Raw genomic sequence first — 15,919 nt, 5'->3', positions numbered from 1 at the left:
ACGCGCGGGCCATGTCGTCGGACACAGCCCGCTCGTACCTTTGCTGCCGCACAACCTCCGGCGCTCGGCTCCTACTTGAGCCGGGCCATCAGCGCGTGCTCGACCAAGGTGATGAGGGCGCTCTTGGTTTCGCCGCGGTGGCGCGCGTCGGTGGTGATGATCGGGGTGTCCGGGCCGATCTGCAGGGCCTCGCGGACTTCCTCCGGGGTGTAGGGCTGGTGTCCGTCGAACCCGTTGAGGGCGATGACGAAGGGCAGTCCGGAGTTCTCGAAGTAGTCGACGGCGGGGAAGCAGTCGGCGAGGCGGCGGGTGTCGACGAGGACGACGGCGCCGATGGCGCCGCGGACCAGGTCGTCCCACATGAACCAGAACCGGTCCTGGCCCGGGGTGCCGAACAGATACAGGATCAGATCGTCGTCCAGCGTGATGCGGCCGAAGTCCATCGCCACGGTCGTCGTGGTCTTGTCCTGCACATGGCTCAGGTCGTCGATCCCCGCCGAGGCGGAGGTCATCACGGCTTCGGTACGCAGCGGGTCGATCTCCGAGACCGCGCCGACGAACGTGGTCTTGCCCACGCCGAAGCCGCCCGCCACCACGATCTTCGCCGAGGTGGTCGCGCGGGCGGGCGGGGCGCCGCCGCTAGAGCTTGCGAAGTCCACTGAGCACCCTTTCGAGCAATGTCACATCCGGCGTACCGCCCGTCTCCGAGCTGCCCCCCGGCTGGTGAATGGCCACCATGCCGGCCTCCGCCAGGTCGGCCACCAGAATCCGCGCCACGCCGAGGGGTATGTTCAGCAGGGCCGAGACCTCCGCGACGGACTTGACCTCCCCGCAGAGATGGCAGATGCGCTGGTGCTCGGGGAGCAGCCCCGCCAGATGCGCGGGGTCGGCCGTGGTGCTGACCAGTGCCTCGATGGCGAGCTGGTAGCGCGGCCGGGTCCGGCCTCCGGTCATGGCGTAGGGACGCACCAATGGCTGGTCGCCTTCACCCCCGTACGGCGTGTGGTGATGGCCGCCGTACGGGCCGGTCGAGGCAGGGGGCGGGGTCATGAGTCCTCCGGTCGGACAACAAGGTGACGACGTGTGCCGTCGGTCGGGGCCGGTGGGGGGCGCTCCGGCCGTACGGCCGGAGCGGTCGGTGGGTGGTCAGTTCAACAGGCTGCCTTGCAGTTCGGCGCGCAGGTCGGGGGTGAGGACGGTGCCCGCGCGATCGACGAGCAGGGCCATCTCGTAGCCGACGAGGCCGATGTCGCACTCCGGGTGGGCGAGTACGGCGAGGGAGGAGCCGTCGGAGATGGACATGATGAAAAGGAAGCCCCGTTCCATCTCCACCACGGTCTGGTTGACCGTGCCACCCTCGAAGATGCGCGAGGCCCCGGTGGTGAGCGAGGTCAGGCCGGAGGCGACCGCCGCCAGTTGATCGGCTCGGTCACGGGGGAAGCCTTCGGACATCGCCAGAAGGAGTCCGTCGGCGGAGACCACCACGGTGTGGGACACCCCGGGGGTGTTGTCCACGAAATTGGTGATCAACCAGTTCAGATTCTGCGCCGCCTGGCTCATCGGGCTCAACTAACGCTCCTGCTGGTAAGTCGGGCCTACGCCGCGATCATGATTGCCGTCCAGACCGGTTCCGGCCCGACGGCCCTGCTGAATACCCCGGCGGAGGTTGGTCAGCCTCCCGCGTACGTCATCGGGCGCGCGAGACACCTGGGGCCCCACCTGCTCGGGCTGCTGCGACGGCTGTGCGGCGCCCTCCACGAGATTCGCGCGGGGCACCCGCCGTGGCAAGCCGGACGACGTGATACCGCCGGCGGCGGGCTCGCGGATCTGCCCGGCGCGGCGCCAGCGCTCGTCGTTGGCCGACGACTGCCACGCGGATCCCGCACCGCCCAGCCCCTGGAAACCGGAGCCGTTGGTGCCGCCGGTGCGCTGGGCACCGTTGGTCTCGCCCGGGCCGCCGCTCCCGGCCGCCCCGGCACCGCCTGCCCCGGCACCGCCTGCCCCGGCACCGCCCAACTCGTCGGTGTTCCAGGACGACGGCTGCTGAGGCTGTGCGGGCCGCTCGGGAGCCTGGGCGGGCGGCTCCGCGGGGTAGCGGCCGCCGTCGCCCCGGCTGCCCGGGGTCTCGGGCTGGTCGTGGAGCCAGGTGGATTCGATGGTGTCGAATATCGGCGTCCGGCCGTCGCCGGGACCGGCGGCGGGCGGCAGAGCGTCGTCCGGGCGGCCGCCGCGCTGGTTCCGGTCGTCCCGCACCTGCGGGAACTGGCCGGTGTCGCCGGGCCCCTGGCCCAGCTCCGGCCGGGCGAACTCGCTGGTGTCGCCGGGGCCGCGGCCGAAGTCGGGGCGCTGGAATTCGCTGGTGTCGCCGGGGCCGCGGCTGAAGTCGGGGCGCTGGAATTCGCTGGTGTCGCCGGGGCCGCGGCTGAAGTCGGGGCGCTGGAATTCGCTGGTGTCGCCGGGGCCGCGGCTGAAGTCGGGGCGCTGGAATTCGCTGGTGTCGCCGGGGCCGCGGCTGAAGTCGGGGCGCTGGAATTCGCTGGTGTCGCCGGGCCCGCGGCCGAAGTCCGGGCGCGGGAACTCGCCCGTGTCGCCCGGTCCGCGGCGTGGCTCGAACAGGTTGGGGCCGTCGCTCAGCTGAGGCAGCTCACCGGTGTCGCCGGGACCGCGGTTGCCGAACGGATCGCGCCGCTCGCCCGAGCCGGGACCGAGGTCCGGGCGGGCGAACTGGCCCGTGGTCTCGGGCTCCTCGTGCCCGCGCGGCTGGTCGCCCGCGTCCCGCCGGCCCGTCGGCCAGTCGTCCTCGGAACGCCGCGCGCCCCAGCTGGTGCCGGGCTGCTGCGGACCGGGAAGCTCACGTGCCGGGTCGCGCGACGGCAGCTGCAGCCGGTTGCCCTGGTCGCCCGCGTCGGCGCGGCCGGGCGCACCGGTCGGCGGGGCGACCGTCGGACCCTGGTCGCCGCGCGCGGGCAGCGGGGGACGGCCGGAGGGGTCACCGGCACCGCTGCCGGGTCCGGCCGGGGGACCGGCCGGGGGTTCGTTCCGCTGCGGGGTGGCCGACCGTCCGGGCGCCTCGAAGAGGTTCGGGCCGGAGGGGGTGCCTCCTGCCGGGCCGGCACCCGCGCCCGCACCGGCCGACCGGGTCGGCAGGCCGCCGTTGCCGGGCAGCGCGGTGCGCGAACCCGCGCCGGGGACCTGCCGCCGCGAGGGCGTCGAACCGAGCAGTCCCGCCGAGCCGTTGCCCTGCCCGCCGGCACCCGGGCCGCCCTGGACGCCAGGTGCGCCACCCTTGCCGCCGGCGCCCTGCGGCACGGGCTTGCGGCCGCCCTGGGCGACGTCCACCGGCAGCATGACCAGCGCCGTCGTACCGCCCGAGTCGGACGGCCGGAGCTGGATGCGGATGCCGTGACGCAGCGACAGCCGGCCGACCACGAACAGGCCCATGCGCCGGGACACCGACACGTCGACCGTGGGCGGGGAGGCCAGCCGCTCGTTGATCGCGGCCAGGTCCTCGGGCGACAGACCGATGCCGGTGTCGTGGATCTCGACCAGCACCCGCCCGTCGGGCAGCGCGTGACCGGTGACCTTGACCTTGGTCTGCGGGGAGGAGAAGGAGGTCGCGTTCTCCAGCAGCTCGGCGAGCAGGTGCACGAGGTCGTTGACGACCCGGCCGGCGACCTCGGTCGCAGGGACCGAGCTGAGTTCGATGCGCTCGTACTGCTCCACTTCGGAGGCGGCCGCGCGGAGCACGTCCACCAGCGGGACCGGCCGGGTCCAGCGGCGGCCGGGCTCCTCGCCCGCGAGGACCAGCAGGTTCTCGCCGTTACGGCGCATGCGGGTCGCGAGGTGGTCCAGCTTGAACAGCGAGGACAGCTGGTCCGGGTCGGCCTCGCGGCTCTCCAGCTCGGAGATGAGCGAGAGCTGGCGCTGGATGAGGCCCTGGCTGCGGCGCGAGAGGTTGGTGAACATCGCGTTGACGTTGCCCCGCAGCAGCGCCTGCTCGGCGGCCAGCCGGACCGCCTCGCGGTGCACGTCGTCGAAGGCCGCGGCCACCCTGCCGATCTCGTCCCGGCTGTGCACGCCGACGGACTCGACGGAGGTGTCCACGTCCTGCGGGTCGGACTCGGACAGCTGCTTGACCAGCTCGGGCAGCCGCTTCTCGGCGACGTCCTGCGCGGTGTCCTGCAGCCGCCGCAGCGAGCGGACCATGGACCGGGCCACCACGAACGCGCCGACCAGCGAGACACCGAGGACGAGCAGGATCAGCGCACCGTTGAGGATCGCGTCCTGCTGGGCGGAGTCGCGCAGCTCACGAGACTTCTGCGTCATCTCGCTGAGCAGCGTCTGCTCGATCTTGCCCATCTCGTCGATCTTGATACTGTCCTGGTCGTACCAGTCCAGATAGGTGCGCTTCTCGGCCTTGAGACCGTCCGGGTCGCGCACCGCCCGGTCGGCGTACATGGTCGCCGCCTTGATGTCCGGGCGGTTGTCCAGCGGCTCCAGCAGGTCCTCGGAGTTGCCCTGGCGGATCTGCTTGAAGCTGCCCAGCGCCTCGTTCTCCTTGTCGACCGCGGTCCTGGCGAACCGGCTGTCGTTGGCGGAGAACTGGGCGCCCTTGGGGTCGGCGAGGGCGGCGCTGATGAGCGCGCGCTGGATGGAGGCGTACTCCTTGGCGGAGGAGAAGGTGGCGAGCGCGCGGGTGTTGTTGATCATCGCGCGGTTGCTGGTCGCCTGCGCCATGTCCTGCGACAGCGACAGCAGCGAGTTGATCAGCTCGTTGTAGTCCTGGACCGTCAGCGAGTAGTACTGGCTGTTGTCGTACGCCGTGTCGCGGATATCGTTGATCTTGCCGAGCTGGCGGTCGATGTTGACGAGCGTCGACTGCACACCGGCCATCGACTGATCGCCCGGCTCGACGTTGTCGGTCGCCTTGCGGAAGGCCGCGATCGCGCGGTTGGTGTCCTCGCGCGTGGAGACGACACCGTCGTCCTTCTCGTTGCCCTTGCTGGCCAGCGGCCCCGCCGACTTGTCCCGCTCCGCCTGGAGCGCGTTCGACAGCTGAGTGGCCTGCTGCGTCATGTCGGTGAGCAGCTTCATCTGGTCGAGCTGCTGGATGTTGTCCAGCGAGGTGTCGATACGGAGCGCTCCCAGCGTGGTCGCGGCGACCACGGGGAGCGCCAGCAGGGAGACCAGCCGGGTACTGATGCGCCAGTTCTTGAGGGCCATCCGGGCACCGGGCCCGCTGGACGTCACCGGCGCGGTGGACTCGGCGGCGCCACCGCCACCGCCGGGCGCGCTGGTCTTCGTAGCGCTCTGGGCGCCGCCCTCGGGGCCCTGGTCGGCCGGGGGCCGCCCGCCGCCCTGGGCGCGCTGGGGGGAGGAGCCGCGGTCGGTCCCACCGCGCGGCTCCGGGTCCACCGAAGCTTCCCCGCGGCCCTGGCGGGCCTGGGGAGACTCCATACCATCCCTCTTGAAACGTCCCTGCACTAGCGTCGCAACCTCTGGACCAGGCGCCCCACCGGGTCAGCGGTGGAGCGGTGTCGAGTCGAGGGGACCGCGGCCCCCCATTTCGGTCGTGAGTGACCGGCGCGCTTCCTTTCGTATACCGACAGGAGGAGCCCCCGCCGCTCGGCGCCTCTCTGTCCTGCGCCCCCATGCGCGCCGGCTGATCCCGCGGCGGTCCCGGGAATTCCAGCACAGTGCCGGATGCTGCAACAAGGGCAAGGGGTGAGGCTGTGACGCGCGTGACGCTCAGTACGGGCCTTATTACCGGACGTAGAAAGTCATGTCCGCGATAACGGACTTTTGTGAACGAGTTGATCGCGCATAAGGCGTGTCCGGCTAGCGATGATCAAGAGCGGAACGTCTGCTTCGGGGATGCAATGTCCGTTTCGGGGCGCGGATCACGTGCCGCGAATATGGCATTTGCCCGATCATTCGTGAGCAAAATCACATGCTGGTCAAGACTTTTTCCGCGATTGCATGGGCAAGGCCGGACCTAGCCTGACGCTTTACCCCACCAGTGGATACGACAACAACGCGAGGCGTAAACCCAGTGAAGACGACGATGATGTTCCGCACGATAGCCAACCCCCGGCGCACCACCCTGGCCCATCTCGCTGACGCCGAGGACCTGCGGACCGAGACCGGCGAACAGCCGGAGCACCCCGTCGAACTGCCCACCCGGACCGCCAACCCCCGGCGCACCGTGCTGATGGAGGCCCCCGTAGAGGCCCCCGGCCACTGAGCCGCTTGTTTCGGCTCGGTTCCGACGACCCCGCACGGGGGACGGCGAGCCGACCCGGCGGCGCGCGGGAGGCGGGGCGATAGCCTGGAGCGTCAGTCTCCAGCGAGTTCAGATAAGAGGCACCAGCTTCCCGTGCGCATCGCCAGATTCTCCATCGATGGCAACGTCGCCTTCGGAGTGGTCGAGGGCGAGCCGTCCGACCAGGGCGGCCCCGTCGTCGACATCATCAAGGGACACCCCTTCGCCGAATTCGAGCGCTCGGGGCAGAAGATCCCCCTCAGCAAGGTCCGGCTGCTGCCGCCCGTCCTGCCCAACAAGGTCATCGGGATCGGCCGCAACTACGCCGAGCACGCCGCCGAACTCAACAACGAGGTCCCCGACGTCCCGGTCGTCTTCTTCAAGCCGTCCACCTCGGTGATCGGCCCCGGCGACCCCGTCGCCTACCCCTCCTTCTCCTCCGAGGTGCACCACGAGGCCGAGCTGGCCGTGGTCATCGGACGCATGTGCCGCGAGGTCCCGCGCGAGCGGGTGGCCGATGTCATCCTCGGCTACACCTGCGGCAACGACATCACCGCGCGCGACGCGCAGCGGCGCGAGAAGCAGTGGGGCCGGGCGAAGGGCTTCGACGCCTCCTGTCCGCTGGGCCCCTGGGTGGAGACCGGCATCGACCTGGAGCGGGCCGGTGACCTCGGGATCATGTGCACCGTCAACGGCGAGCAGCGGCAGCTGGGCCGTACCAGCGAGATGGTCCGCTCCATCGAGGACCTGATCGTGCACATCACCGAGGCGATGACGCTGCTCCCCGGCGACGTCGTGCTCACGGGCACCCCGGCGGGCGTCGGCCCGCTCACCGTCGGCGACGAGGTCGCCGTCACCATCGAAGGCATCGGCACTCTCACCAACAAGGTGATCAAGCGTGGCTAGCGCAAGCTCCCCCGCCCCCGTGCGGGTTCGTTTCTGTCCCTCGCCCACCGGCAACCCCCATGTGGGCCTGGTCCGCACCGCCCTCTTCAACTGGGCGTTCGCCCGCCACCACGGCGGCACCCTGGTCTTCCGCATCGAGGACACCGATGCCGCGCGCGACTCCGAGGAGTCGTACGCGCAGCTGCTGGACGCCATGCGCTGGCTGGGCTTCGACTGGGACGAGGGCCCCGAGATCGGCGGCCCGTACGCGCCCTACCGCCAGTCGCAGCGCATGGAGACCTACGCCGACGTCGCGGCCAAGCTGCTGGACGCCGGCCACGCCTACCGCTGCTACTGCACGGCCGAGGAGCTGGAGGAGCGCCGCGAGGCCGCCCGCAAGGCCGGCCGTCCCTCCGGCTACGACGGCACCTGCCGCACGCTCAGCCCCGAGCAGATCGCGGCGCACGAGGCCGAGGGCCGTGCCTCGATCGTCCGCTTCCGGATGCCGGATGAGCCGATCACCTTCACCGACCTGGTGCGCGGCGAGCTGACCTTCACCCCGGACAACGTTCCGGACTACGGCATCGTGCGCGCCAACGGGGCCCCCCTCTACACGCTCGTCAACCCCGTCGACGACGCGCTGATGGAGATCACCCATGTGCTGCGCGGCGAGGACCTGCTGTCCTCCACCCCGCGCCAGATCGCGCTCTACCGGGCGCTCGCCGAGATCGGCGTGGGGGGTGGCCAGGTGCCCGCCTTCGGGCATCTGCCGTACGTCATGGGCGAGGGCAACAAGAAGCTGTCCAAGCGCGACCCCCAGTCGTCGCTCAACCTCTACCGGGAGCGCGGCTTCCTCCCCGAGGGGCTGCTCAACTACCTGTCCCTGCTGGGCTGGTCGCTCTCGGCCGACCGGGACGTCTTCTCCCTGGAGGAGATGGTCGCCGCGTTCGACATCTCCGGTGTCAACGCCAACCCGGCGCGCTTCGATCTCAAGAAGGCCGAGGCGATCAACGCGGACCACATCCGGCAGCTGGACGTCAAGACCTTCATCGAGGCGTGCGGCCCCTGGCTGCGGGCCCCGCACGCGCCCTGGTCCCCGGACCGCTTCGACGCGGCCGCCTTCGAGGCGCTGGCCCCGCTGGCCCAGACCCGGTTGACGGTGCTGTCCGACATCACCGCCAACGTCGACTTCCTCTTCCTGGCGGAGCCGGTGGAGGACGAGGCGTCGTGGACGAAGGCCATGAAGCCCGGCGCGGACGCCCTGCTCTCCACCGCCCGTACGAAGATCGCCGAACTCGCCGAGGCGGACTGGAAGGCCGAACCCCTCAAGGAGGCCGTCCTCGCCGCCGGTGAGGAGCACGGCCTGAAGCTGGGCAAGGCGCAGGCCCCGGTCCGTGTCGCCGTCACCGGCCGCACGGTCGGTCTGCCGCTGTTCGAGTCCCTGGAGGTGCTGGGGCGCGAGCGCACCCTGGCCCGCATCGACGCGGCGCTGGCCAAGCTGTCGGTCTGACGCCGCCAGGGGGCGCCGCGTGCCCGGCACGCGGCGCCACCGCCCGGGCAATCCGTTTTGGTGGCCCGTCCACCATCGGGTAATGTTCTTCCTGCGCCGCCCGGGCGGGCCGAAAGGCCGGATCGGGACGCAAGCCGGACAACACCTCGACAGAGGTGGAGTTTTGGTGGGGTATGGTGTAATTGGCAGCACGAGTGATTCTGGTTCACTTAGTCTAGGTTCGAGTCCTGGTACCCCAGCAAGAGATCTTCTCGATTTCTTCGTGAATCTCTTGATCAAGCAGGATCAAGCCCCCGTTGTGTAGCGGCCTAGCACGCTGCCCTCTCAAGGCAGTAGCGCCGGTTCGAATCCGGTCGGGGGTACGGATCTCCAGAGGTTATGGAGATCGCTAGGGCCCCCGTTGTGTAGCGGCCTAGCACGCCGCCCTCTCAAGGCGGTAGCGCCGGTTCGAATCCGGTCGGGGGTACTGGTCTATACCATGGGCTATGGTGTAATTGGCAGCACGAGTGATTCTGGTTCATTTAGTCTAGGTTCGAGTCCTGGTAGCCCAGCGCAGTGCAGGATGTGCTGATTCAGGCCCCCGTTGTGTAGCGGCCTAGCACGCCGCCCTCTCAAGGCGGTAGCGCCGGTTCGAATCCGGTCGGGGGTACCTATAGGGAAGGCCCTCCGTGGTGACACGGAGGGCCTTTTCGTCGTGCCCCGGTCCTTATGCCTCGTCGAAGCGGCGGCCGGACTCCTCGGCGTGGGCGAGCCGCCGCAGGCTCAGCAGTACCGGTTCGTACAGCACCGTCAGGGCGACGGACGCTTCGATCTGCTCGCCGGGCGTGTCGTGCGTCTCCACCACATCCAGTTCGTGGACGGCCAGTTCGGACACCAGCCGGGCGTACGGCAGCAAGTGCTCGGTGTCATGCGGGTATCCGAGGCGGGCCAGCGAGGCGATGGCCTCCACCAGCATCCCGTAGGCGGGGGAGGGGGTCTCGGTCTTCCGGTCGTGGGCCGCCCAGCCCAGCCGCTCCAGCAGTGCGTCCGCCTGCTCCCGGGCGCGGGCCGTCTCCGGGGCGCCCTGCTCGGGACTCGGGCTGTGCGGCAGCGCCCAGATCGCGGCCCCCAGTCGCAGGTGCTGGCTCAGCGACTCGTCCTCGGCGGCCTTCAGTACCTCGCGCGCGGTGGCCACCGGCATCCGGCCGACCTGGATCAGCGCCCGGATCAGCCGCAGCCTGCGCAGATGTTCCTCCCCGTACTCCGCTTTCGTGGCGGTGAGGCGTTCGCCGGGCGGCAGCAGACCTTCGCGCAGGTAGTACTTGATCGTCGCGGTGGACACCCCGCTGCGTTCGCTCAGCTCCGCCAGTCGCATGCCGTATACAGCCTTCCCTTGCGCCCGTTCTTGGAGAGTGGCACTATCCAAGTCTTGGATAGCTTCACTATCCAAGACTACCGTGGCGCCGGAACGAGGGGATCACCATGGGTGCCGATGTGATCGAAGGCCGTATGACCGCCGAGGCCGAGGGGGAGGTGACCGTCTTCCTCATCGGGATGCGCGTCAACCGCTTCCGCGCGCTGCGCGACTGGTGGCCGGTGTTCACGGCCATGCCGAAGATGCTGCGCGAGCTGTCCCGGGACGAGGAGAGCGGGTTGCTGGGCTACCAGCTGCTGGCCGGCCCGCCCCGGGTGCTGTGCGTCGTCCAGTACTGGGACTCGCACGAGAAGCTGCTGGCCTACGCCTCCGCGCAGGACAAGGGGCACCGCCCGGCCTGGGCCGCGTTCAACCGGCGGGTGCGGGAGGGGCGGGGGAGGGTTGGCATCTGGCACGAGACGTACGCCGTGCCGGCCGGTGCGCATGAGGCGATCTACTGGGACATGCCGGCGTTCGGGCTGGCCAAGGCCACCGGAGTCGTCCCGGTCGGCCGCCGCGGCGAGCGCGCGGCCGACCGGCTGTCGCTGTAGGACGTGTGAGGGTGCGGTGGGCGTCGTGACGCCGTGATCAGTTGCCCCTGCGGAGCGCGTCGGAGAGGCGGGCGGCCGCGTCGATGACGGCTTGGGCGTGCATGCGGCCCGGGTGGCGGGTCAGCCGCTCGATCGGTCCGGAGACCGAGACGGCGGCGACCACGCGGTTGGACGGGCCGCGCACCGGCGCGGACACGGACGCGACGCCCGGCTCCCGCTCGCCGATCGACTGGGCCCAGCCCCGCCGCCGTACGCCGGACAGCGCCGTCGCGGTGAAGCGGGCGCCCTGCAGGCCCCGGTGCAGCCGCTCCGGCTCCTCCCAGGCCATGAGGATCTGGGCCGCCGAGCCCGCCTTCATGGGGAGGGTGGAGCCGACCGGCACGGTGTCCCGCAGTCCGGACAGCCGCTCGGCCGCCGCGACGCAGATGCGCATGTCGCCCTGGCGCCGGTAGAGCTGCGCGCTCTCCCCGGTCACGTCCCTGAGGTGGGTGAGGACCGGCCCGGCCGTGGCGAGCAGCCGGTCCTCGCCCGCCGCCGCGGCCAGCTCGGCCAGGCGCGGGCCCAGAATGAAGCGGCCTTGCATGTCACGCGCCACCATCCGGTGGTGCTCGAGTGCGACCGCGAGTCGGTGCGCCGTGGGGCGCGCGAGACCGGTGGCCCCGACCAGCCCCGCGAGGGTGGCCGGACCGGACTCCAGAGCGCTCAGTACCAGAGCCGCCTTGTCGAGAACGCCGACGCCGCTAGAGTTGTCCATGAAACGATACTCGCGTCTCACAGTGTGAAACGCAAGTTCAATTTTCCGGGATACCCGCCACTCTGGAACTGGCGGGCCCGCAGGCCAGGGCACGCACTCGACACGAGTTGGGCCGGCGATGAGGCCGGCCGGAGGGAAAGCGATGGGACGGACACTCGCGGAGAAGGTCTGGGACGACCACGTCGTCCGGCACGCCGATGGCGAGCCGGACCTCCTCTTCATCGATCTGCACCTGCTGCACGAGGTGACCAGCCCGCAGGCGTTCGACGGCCTCCGCAAGGCCGGACGCCAGGTGCGCCGTACCGATCTCACCCTCGCGACCGAGGATCACAACACCCCGACCCTCGACATCGACAAGCCGATCGCGGACCCTGTTTCCCGCACCCAGTTGGAGACGCTGCGCAAGAACTGCGCGGAGTTCGGGGTGCGTCTGCACCCGCTCGGCGACGTCGAGCAGGGCGTCGTCCACGTCGTGGGACCGCAGCTGGGGCTGACCCAGCCCGGCACCACCGTGGTCTGCGGTGACAGCCACACCTCCACCCACGGCGCTTTCGGCGCGCTCGCGTTCGGCATCGGCACCAGCCAGGTCGAGCACGTGCTGGCCACCCAGACGCTGCCGCTCGCGCCGTTCAAGACCATGGCCGTAACGGTCGAGGGCGAGCTGCCCGAGAGCGTCACCGCCAAGGACCTGATCCTGGCGATCATCGCCCGCATCGGCACCGGCGGCGGCCAGGGCTTCGTCATCGAGTACCGCGGCCCGGCCATCGAGAAGCTCTCGATGGAGTCCCGGATGACCGTGTGCAACATGTCCATCGAGGCGGGCGCCCGGGCGGGCATGATCGCCCCCGACGAGACCACCTTCGCCTATCTGGAGGGCCGCCCGCACGCCCCGCAGGGCGAGGAGTGGGACGCGGCCGTCGCGTACTGGCGCACGCTGCGCACCGACGACGACGCGGTGTTCGACCGCGAGGTGGTCATCGACGCCTCCGAGCTGGCCCCGTTCGTCACCTGGGGCACCAACCCCGGCCAGGGCGCGCCGCTGTCGGAGTCGGTACCGGACCCGGCAGGCTTCGAGGACGCCAGCGAGCGGTTCGCCGCCGAGAAGGCCCTGGAGTACATGGGTCTGACGGCGGGTCAGCCGCTGCGCGACATCAAGGTGGACACCGTCTTCGTCGGCTCCTGCACCAACGGCCGCATCGAGGACCTGCGCTCGGCGGCCTCGATCCTGCAGGGCCGTTCGGTGGCCGACGGGGTCCGGATGCTGGTGGTCCCGGGCTCGGTGCGGGTGGCGCTGCAGGCCGTGGAGGAGGGGCTGGACAAGGTGTTCACCCAGGCCGGCGCCGAGTGGCGGCACGCGGGCTGCTCGATGTGTCTGGGCATGAACCCCGACCAGCTCGCCCCCGGTGAGCGCTCGGCGTCCACCTCCAACCGCAACTTCGAGGGCAGGCAGGGCAAGGGCGGCCGTACCCACCTGGTCTCGCCGCAGGTCGCCGCCGCCACCGCGGTGCTCGGCCATCTGGCCTCGCCCGCCGACCTGTCCGACGCCGACGTCACCGTTCCCGTGGGGGTCTGAGCAGCCATGGAAGCATTCACCACGCACACCGGCCGGGCCGTTCCGCTGCGCCGCAGCAACGTCGACACGGACCAGATCATCCCCGCGCACTGGCTCAAGAAGGTCACCCGCGACGGTTTCGAGGACGGGCTGTTCGAGGCCTGGCGCAAGGACCCGGAGTTCGTCCTCAACCGGCCCGAGCACAAGGGTGGGACGGTTCTGGTGGCCGGTCCCGACTTCGGCACCGGCTCCTCGCGCGAGCACGCGGTGTGGGCGCTGCAGAACTACGGCTTCAAAGCCGTGATCTCCTCGCGCTTCGCCGACATCTTCCGGGGCAACTCCCTCAAGAACGGGCTGCTGACCGTCCTCCTGCCGCAGGAGACCGTGGACCGGCTGTGGGAGCTGGTCGAGGCGGACCCCACCGCGGAGGTCACCGTGGACCTCGTCGACCGTCAGGTTCGGGCCGAGGGAATCACGGCTGATTTTGAGCTTGACGAGAACGCCCGGTGGCGACTCCTGGAGGGGCTGGATGACATCAGCCTCACCCTCAGGGAGGAGGCCGACATCGTCGCGTACGAGGCTCGCCGTCCCTCCTTCAAGCCCAGCACGACGGTGCTCTGACCCCCGGTTTCCCCTGCACAGAGCGGGTTTGGCATGATGCGCCGCCAGTCCTCGGACTGGCGGCGCATCGTCATGTTGAGGCCCCGTGAAGCGACAACTCGCCTCAGATGGCACAATCAGTGCATGGAACGCGACGGCCAACTCGAGCTCTACGGTCTTGTCGCCGACCGGCTCAAGGAAGCGCACACAAGGGTGCGCACACTGCAAGTCCCGGAGGGCGTACGGATGGCGCTGTCCCGGAAGCTGCTGGTGATCACGGCAGCGGCGAAACACGATCTCGCAGACGCGGCAAGGCGTCTGGAGCGGTTGATGAACGACCTCGACGAGGGCCGTTTCCCCGAAGATCCCGACTCCGACCGAAGTCCATGACGACCGAGTGCGTTGCGGCACAAGGGTGATTAGCCCGTTTCGTGTTTGATTTGCGGTATATATCTGCCTAACGTGCGAAAAAGCTTGAACACATTCGTTCCGGCAATGTCTCCGAAGGGGAAGACGTGAACAAGGCGCAGCTCGTAGAAGCGATTGCAGACAAGGTCGGCGGACGACAGCAGGCCGCCGACGCGGTCGACGCGGTACTGGACGCCATCGTCCGCGCGGTGGTCGGCGGGGATCGAGTTTCAGTCACCGGTTTCGGTTCGTTCGAGAAGGTGGAACGGCCCGCCCGGTACGCCCGTAACCCGCAGACCGGGGAGCGTGTGCGGGTCAAGAAGACCTCGGTGCCCCGTTTCCGCGCGGGCCAGGGTTTCAAGGACCTGGTGAGCGGATCGAAGAAGCTGCCTCGAGGCGGCGAGGTGGCCGTGAAAAAGGCCCCCAAGGGCAGCCTCCAGGCCGCCGCGAAGAAGGCCGCGGCCAAGAAGGCCACCGCCAAGAAGGCGGCTCCGGCGAAGAAGGCCACCGCCAAGAAGGCCACCGCCAAGAAGGCGCCCGCGAAGAAGGCCCCGGCGGCGAAGGCCACTGCCAAGAAGGCGGCTCCGGCGAAGAAGGCCACCGCCAAGAAGGCCACCGCGAAGAAGGCCCCGGCGCGCAAGACGACCGCGCGCAAGGCCCCGGCCAAGAAGTCCACCACCGCCAGGAAGCGCTAGTCGTCGCCGCGCAGCGGCACCGTTCACGCGCCGGGCCGGGCTCCGAAGAGGGAGCCCGGCCCGCGGTGCGTCACGGGCCCGGCACCGCCGCCGGGGAGGTCAGAACGTCTGCAGGGTGACGAAGACGACGCGCCGCTCGGCGCCCTCGCCCGCCACCTCGATCCGCACCCGCTGCCCGGGCCGCAGCATCCGCAGCCCCCCGGCGTCGAACGCCGCCGCGTCGAAGGGCAGAGGAGTGCCGTCGTCGAGCAGCACACTGCCCGTGCGGGCGTCGGGGTCGTAGGTGTAGGCCGTTCCCTGCATACCCGCCAGCCTAGTCCGCACCGCCCGCCGCCTCCCTCCGGGGCACCCCTGGGGGTGCCTTGTGGATCATGCCGGGCTCCCGGCGCCGCTGTGACATCAGCCGCTGCCGCGCGGCGGGTGGCACCTCGCGGCCCCGCGCTCGTCGCACGCAGCGCCGCCGCGCTCTCCTCAGGCGGGTTGCGCGCTTCCCCCGGCTACCGCTGGGAGGTGCCCCCTGCCCCAGACGCCGCTCGCTGATCCGGCCTGATCCGCAAGACACCCCCTACGTGCCGGGCAGGGGCGCGGCCCGCGGGGCGCCGCACAGCCGGGCCGTGTGGGTGCCCACGCCCAGCGCCAGCGCTGCCCGCAGATCCTCGCCGGTGTCCACGTCGCGGCGCACCGAATCGACCCCGGGCAGCTCGATCTCGTACGCCCCGGACGCCCGGTGCCGGGCCCGGGAGGCGCCCCCGAAGGCGGGGGCGAGGTCGGTGCCCGGTGCCGCCCCGAGGAGGGTCGTGCCGACGCCCGCCGCGTCCGCCAGAAAGGCGCGTGGGAAGCCCGCGGCGGCTTCGAGCACCTGGTCGAGGTCGGCTGTCCGCAGCGCCGGGAGATCGGCGTTCAGCGCCGCCACAAAGGCCCCGGGGCGGTCCTCCCGGACCGCCCGGGCGCCGTGCGCGAGCGCCGCGTTCAGCCCGCGCCCCGGCGTATCGGGCAGGATCCGGGCGCCGAGGGCCGCCAGCTCGCGCCCGGCGAGCGGATCGTCGGTGACCACGGTCACCCCGCCGACGCTCCGGCCGGCCAGCGCGGCGCCCACCGTGTCCTTGGCGAACGCCAGCGCGAGACCCGGCCGGAGGGTGTCTCCGGCGGCGTCGGAGAGCCTGCTCTTCGCCCGTGACAGGGGTTTGAGCGGCACCACCAGCGTCCACAACACAGGGCTTGCGTTTCTTCCCACGGACTCCATTCTCGCCTGCTGCCCGGCTCGCACCGGACGTCGCGGGGTTACGGTGTCCTCGACAGACCGAGTACC

The 15,919-nt window shown here is 70.6% G+C and carries 16 protein-coding genes and 5 tRNA genes; 13 read left to right on the top strand and 8 right to left on the bottom strand.

The annotated features are described in order from the left end of the window. Positions 1-71: 71 nt before the first annotated feature. The 4 genes from ASC60_RS05395 to ASC60_RS05380 form a co-directional block, all read right to left on the bottom strand. Positions 72-659 (bottom strand): ATP/GTP-binding protein, encoded by a 588-nt coding sequence (locus ASC60_RS05395; protein ID WP_079038199.1) that lies wholly within the window; start codon positions 657-659, stop codon positions 72-74. After that, entirely contained in the window at positions 640-1,050 is a 411-nt protein-coding gene (locus ASC60_RS05390) for a DUF742 domain-containing protein (RefSeq protein ID WP_055547352.1), read from the bottom strand. Before ASC60_RS05390 ends, ASC60_RS05395 begins: the two co-directional genes overlap by 20 nt. A gap of 96 nt (positions 1,051-1,146) precedes the next feature. Then, entirely contained in the window at positions 1,147-1,560 is a 414-nt protein-coding gene (locus ASC60_RS05385; protein WP_055547351.1) for a roadblock/LC7 domain-containing protein, read from the bottom strand. A gap of 9 nt (positions 1,561-1,569) precedes the next feature. Continuing rightward, positions 1,570-5,457, bottom strand: a complete 3,888-nt coding sequence (locus ASC60_RS05380; protein ID WP_079038198.1) for a nitrate- and nitrite sensing domain-containing protein — start codon at positions 5,455-5,457, stop codon at positions 1,570-1,572. Between the two features lie 595 nt (positions 5,458-6,052). Between ASC60_RS05380 and ASC60_RS05375 the strand changes: the two genes are divergently transcribed. The 8 genes from ASC60_RS05375 (at position 6,053) to ASC60_RS05340 (ending at position 9,306) form a co-directional block, all read left to right on the top strand. Then, complete coding sequence (locus ASC60_RS05375; protein ID WP_079038197.1) at positions 6,053-6,244, top strand: hypothetical protein; 192 nt, start codon at positions 6,053-6,055, stop codon at positions 6,242-6,244. Between the two features lie 132 nt (positions 6,245-6,376). Continuing rightward, entirely contained in the window at positions 6,377-7,168 is a 792-nt protein-coding gene (locus ASC60_RS05370; RefSeq protein ID WP_055547345.1) for a fumarylacetoacetate hydrolase family protein, read from the top strand. Further along, on the top strand, positions 7,161-8,657 hold the full coding sequence (gene gltX, locus ASC60_RS05365; RefSeq protein WP_079038196.1) for a glutamate--tRNA ligase: 1,497 nt from the start codon (positions 7,161-7,163) through the stop codon (positions 8,655-8,657). Before ASC60_RS05370 ends, gltX begins: the two co-directional genes overlap by 8 nt. A 167-nt stretch (positions 8,658-8,824) precedes the next feature. After that, positions 8,825-8,896 (top strand) — tRNA-Gln (locus ASC60_RS05360). 50 nt (positions 8,897-8,946) lie between these two features. After that, positions 8,947-9,019, top strand: a tRNA-Glu gene (locus ASC60_RS05355). A gap of 31 nt (positions 9,020-9,050) precedes the next feature. Continuing rightward, positions 9,051-9,123 (top strand) — tRNA-Glu (locus ASC60_RS05350). Positions 9,124-9,136: 13 nt separating this feature from the next. Then, positions 9,137-9,208, top strand: a tRNA-Gln gene (locus ASC60_RS05345). Positions 9,209-9,233: 25 nt separating this feature from the next. Next, positions 9,234-9,306 (top strand) — tRNA-Glu (locus tag ASC60_RS05340). A 57-nt stretch (positions 9,307-9,363) separates the two neighbouring features. Here the strand turns inward: ASC60_RS05340 and ASC60_RS05335 are convergent. After that, complete coding sequence (locus ASC60_RS05335; RefSeq protein ID WP_055547341.1) at positions 9,364-10,011, bottom strand: MerR family transcriptional regulator; 648 nt, start codon at positions 10,009-10,011, stop codon at positions 9,364-9,366. 107 nt (positions 10,012-10,118) lie between these two features. Between ASC60_RS05335 and ASC60_RS05330 the strand changes: the two genes are divergently transcribed. Further along, entirely contained in the window at positions 10,119-10,601 is a 483-nt protein-coding gene (locus ASC60_RS05330; protein WP_199830877.1) for a DUF4188 domain-containing protein, read from the top strand. Positions 10,602-10,638: 37 nt separating this feature from the next. Here ASC60_RS05330 and ndgR read toward each other — a convergent pair whose 3' ends face one another. Then, positions 10,639-11,355 (bottom strand): IclR family transcriptional regulator NdgR, encoded by a 717-nt coding sequence (gene ndgR / locus ASC60_RS05325; RefSeq protein ID WP_055547339.1) that lies wholly within the window; start codon positions 11,353-11,355, stop codon positions 10,639-10,641. A gap of 142 nt (positions 11,356-11,497) precedes the next feature. Here ndgR and leuC point away from each other — a divergent pair, with 142 nt between their 5' ends. The 4 genes from leuC (at position 11,498) to ASC60_RS05305 (ending at position 14,610) form a co-directional block, all read left to right on the top strand. Next, positions 11,498-12,928: a 3-isopropylmalate dehydratase large subunit gene (leuC, locus tag ASC60_RS05320; RefSeq protein ID WP_055547337.1), complete on the top strand. Its 1,431-nt coding sequence runs from the start codon at positions 11,498-11,500 to the stop codon at positions 12,926-12,928. A 6-nt stretch (positions 12,929-12,934) separates the two neighbouring features. Then, positions 12,935-13,528 (top strand): 3-isopropylmalate dehydratase small subunit, encoded by a 594-nt coding sequence (gene leuD / locus ASC60_RS05315; RefSeq protein WP_055547335.1) that lies wholly within the window; start codon positions 12,935-12,937, stop codon positions 13,526-13,528. 123 nt (positions 13,529-13,651) lie between these two features. Further along, on the top strand, positions 13,652-13,897 hold the full coding sequence (locus tag ASC60_RS05310) for a hypothetical protein (protein WP_055547333.1): 246 nt from the start codon (positions 13,652-13,654) through the stop codon (positions 13,895-13,897). A gap of 125 nt (positions 13,898-14,022) precedes the next feature. Further along, positions 14,023-14,610, top strand: a complete 588-nt coding sequence (locus ASC60_RS05305; protein ID WP_055547331.1) for an HU family DNA-binding protein — start codon at positions 14,023-14,025, stop codon at positions 14,608-14,610. Between the two features lie 99 nt (positions 14,611-14,709). Here ASC60_RS05305 and ASC60_RS05300 read toward each other — a convergent pair whose 3' ends face one another. Both ASC60_RS05300 and cofC read right to left on the bottom strand, forming a co-directional pair. After that, entirely contained in the window at positions 14,710-14,913 is a 204-nt protein-coding gene (locus tag ASC60_RS05300; RefSeq protein ID WP_055547329.1) for a hypothetical protein, read from the bottom strand. A gap of 262 nt (positions 14,914-15,175) precedes the next feature. Continuing rightward, positions 15,176-15,853 carry a 2-phospho-L-lactate guanylyltransferase gene (gene cofC / locus ASC60_RS05295; protein WP_079038195.1) on the bottom strand — a complete coding sequence of 226 codons (678 nt, stop codon included), beginning with the start codon at positions 15,851-15,853 and terminating at the stop codon, positions 15,176-15,178. Positions 15,854-15,919 lie beyond the last annotated feature (66 nt).

Source organism: Streptomyces sp. NBRC 110028 (assembly GCF_001417735.1).
GTDB lineage: Bacteria > Actinomycetota > Actinomycetes > Streptomycetales > Streptomycetaceae > Streptomyces.
Note: the sequence above shows the minus strand (reverse complement) of the source record. Positions and strands in the feature narration are given on the sequence as shown.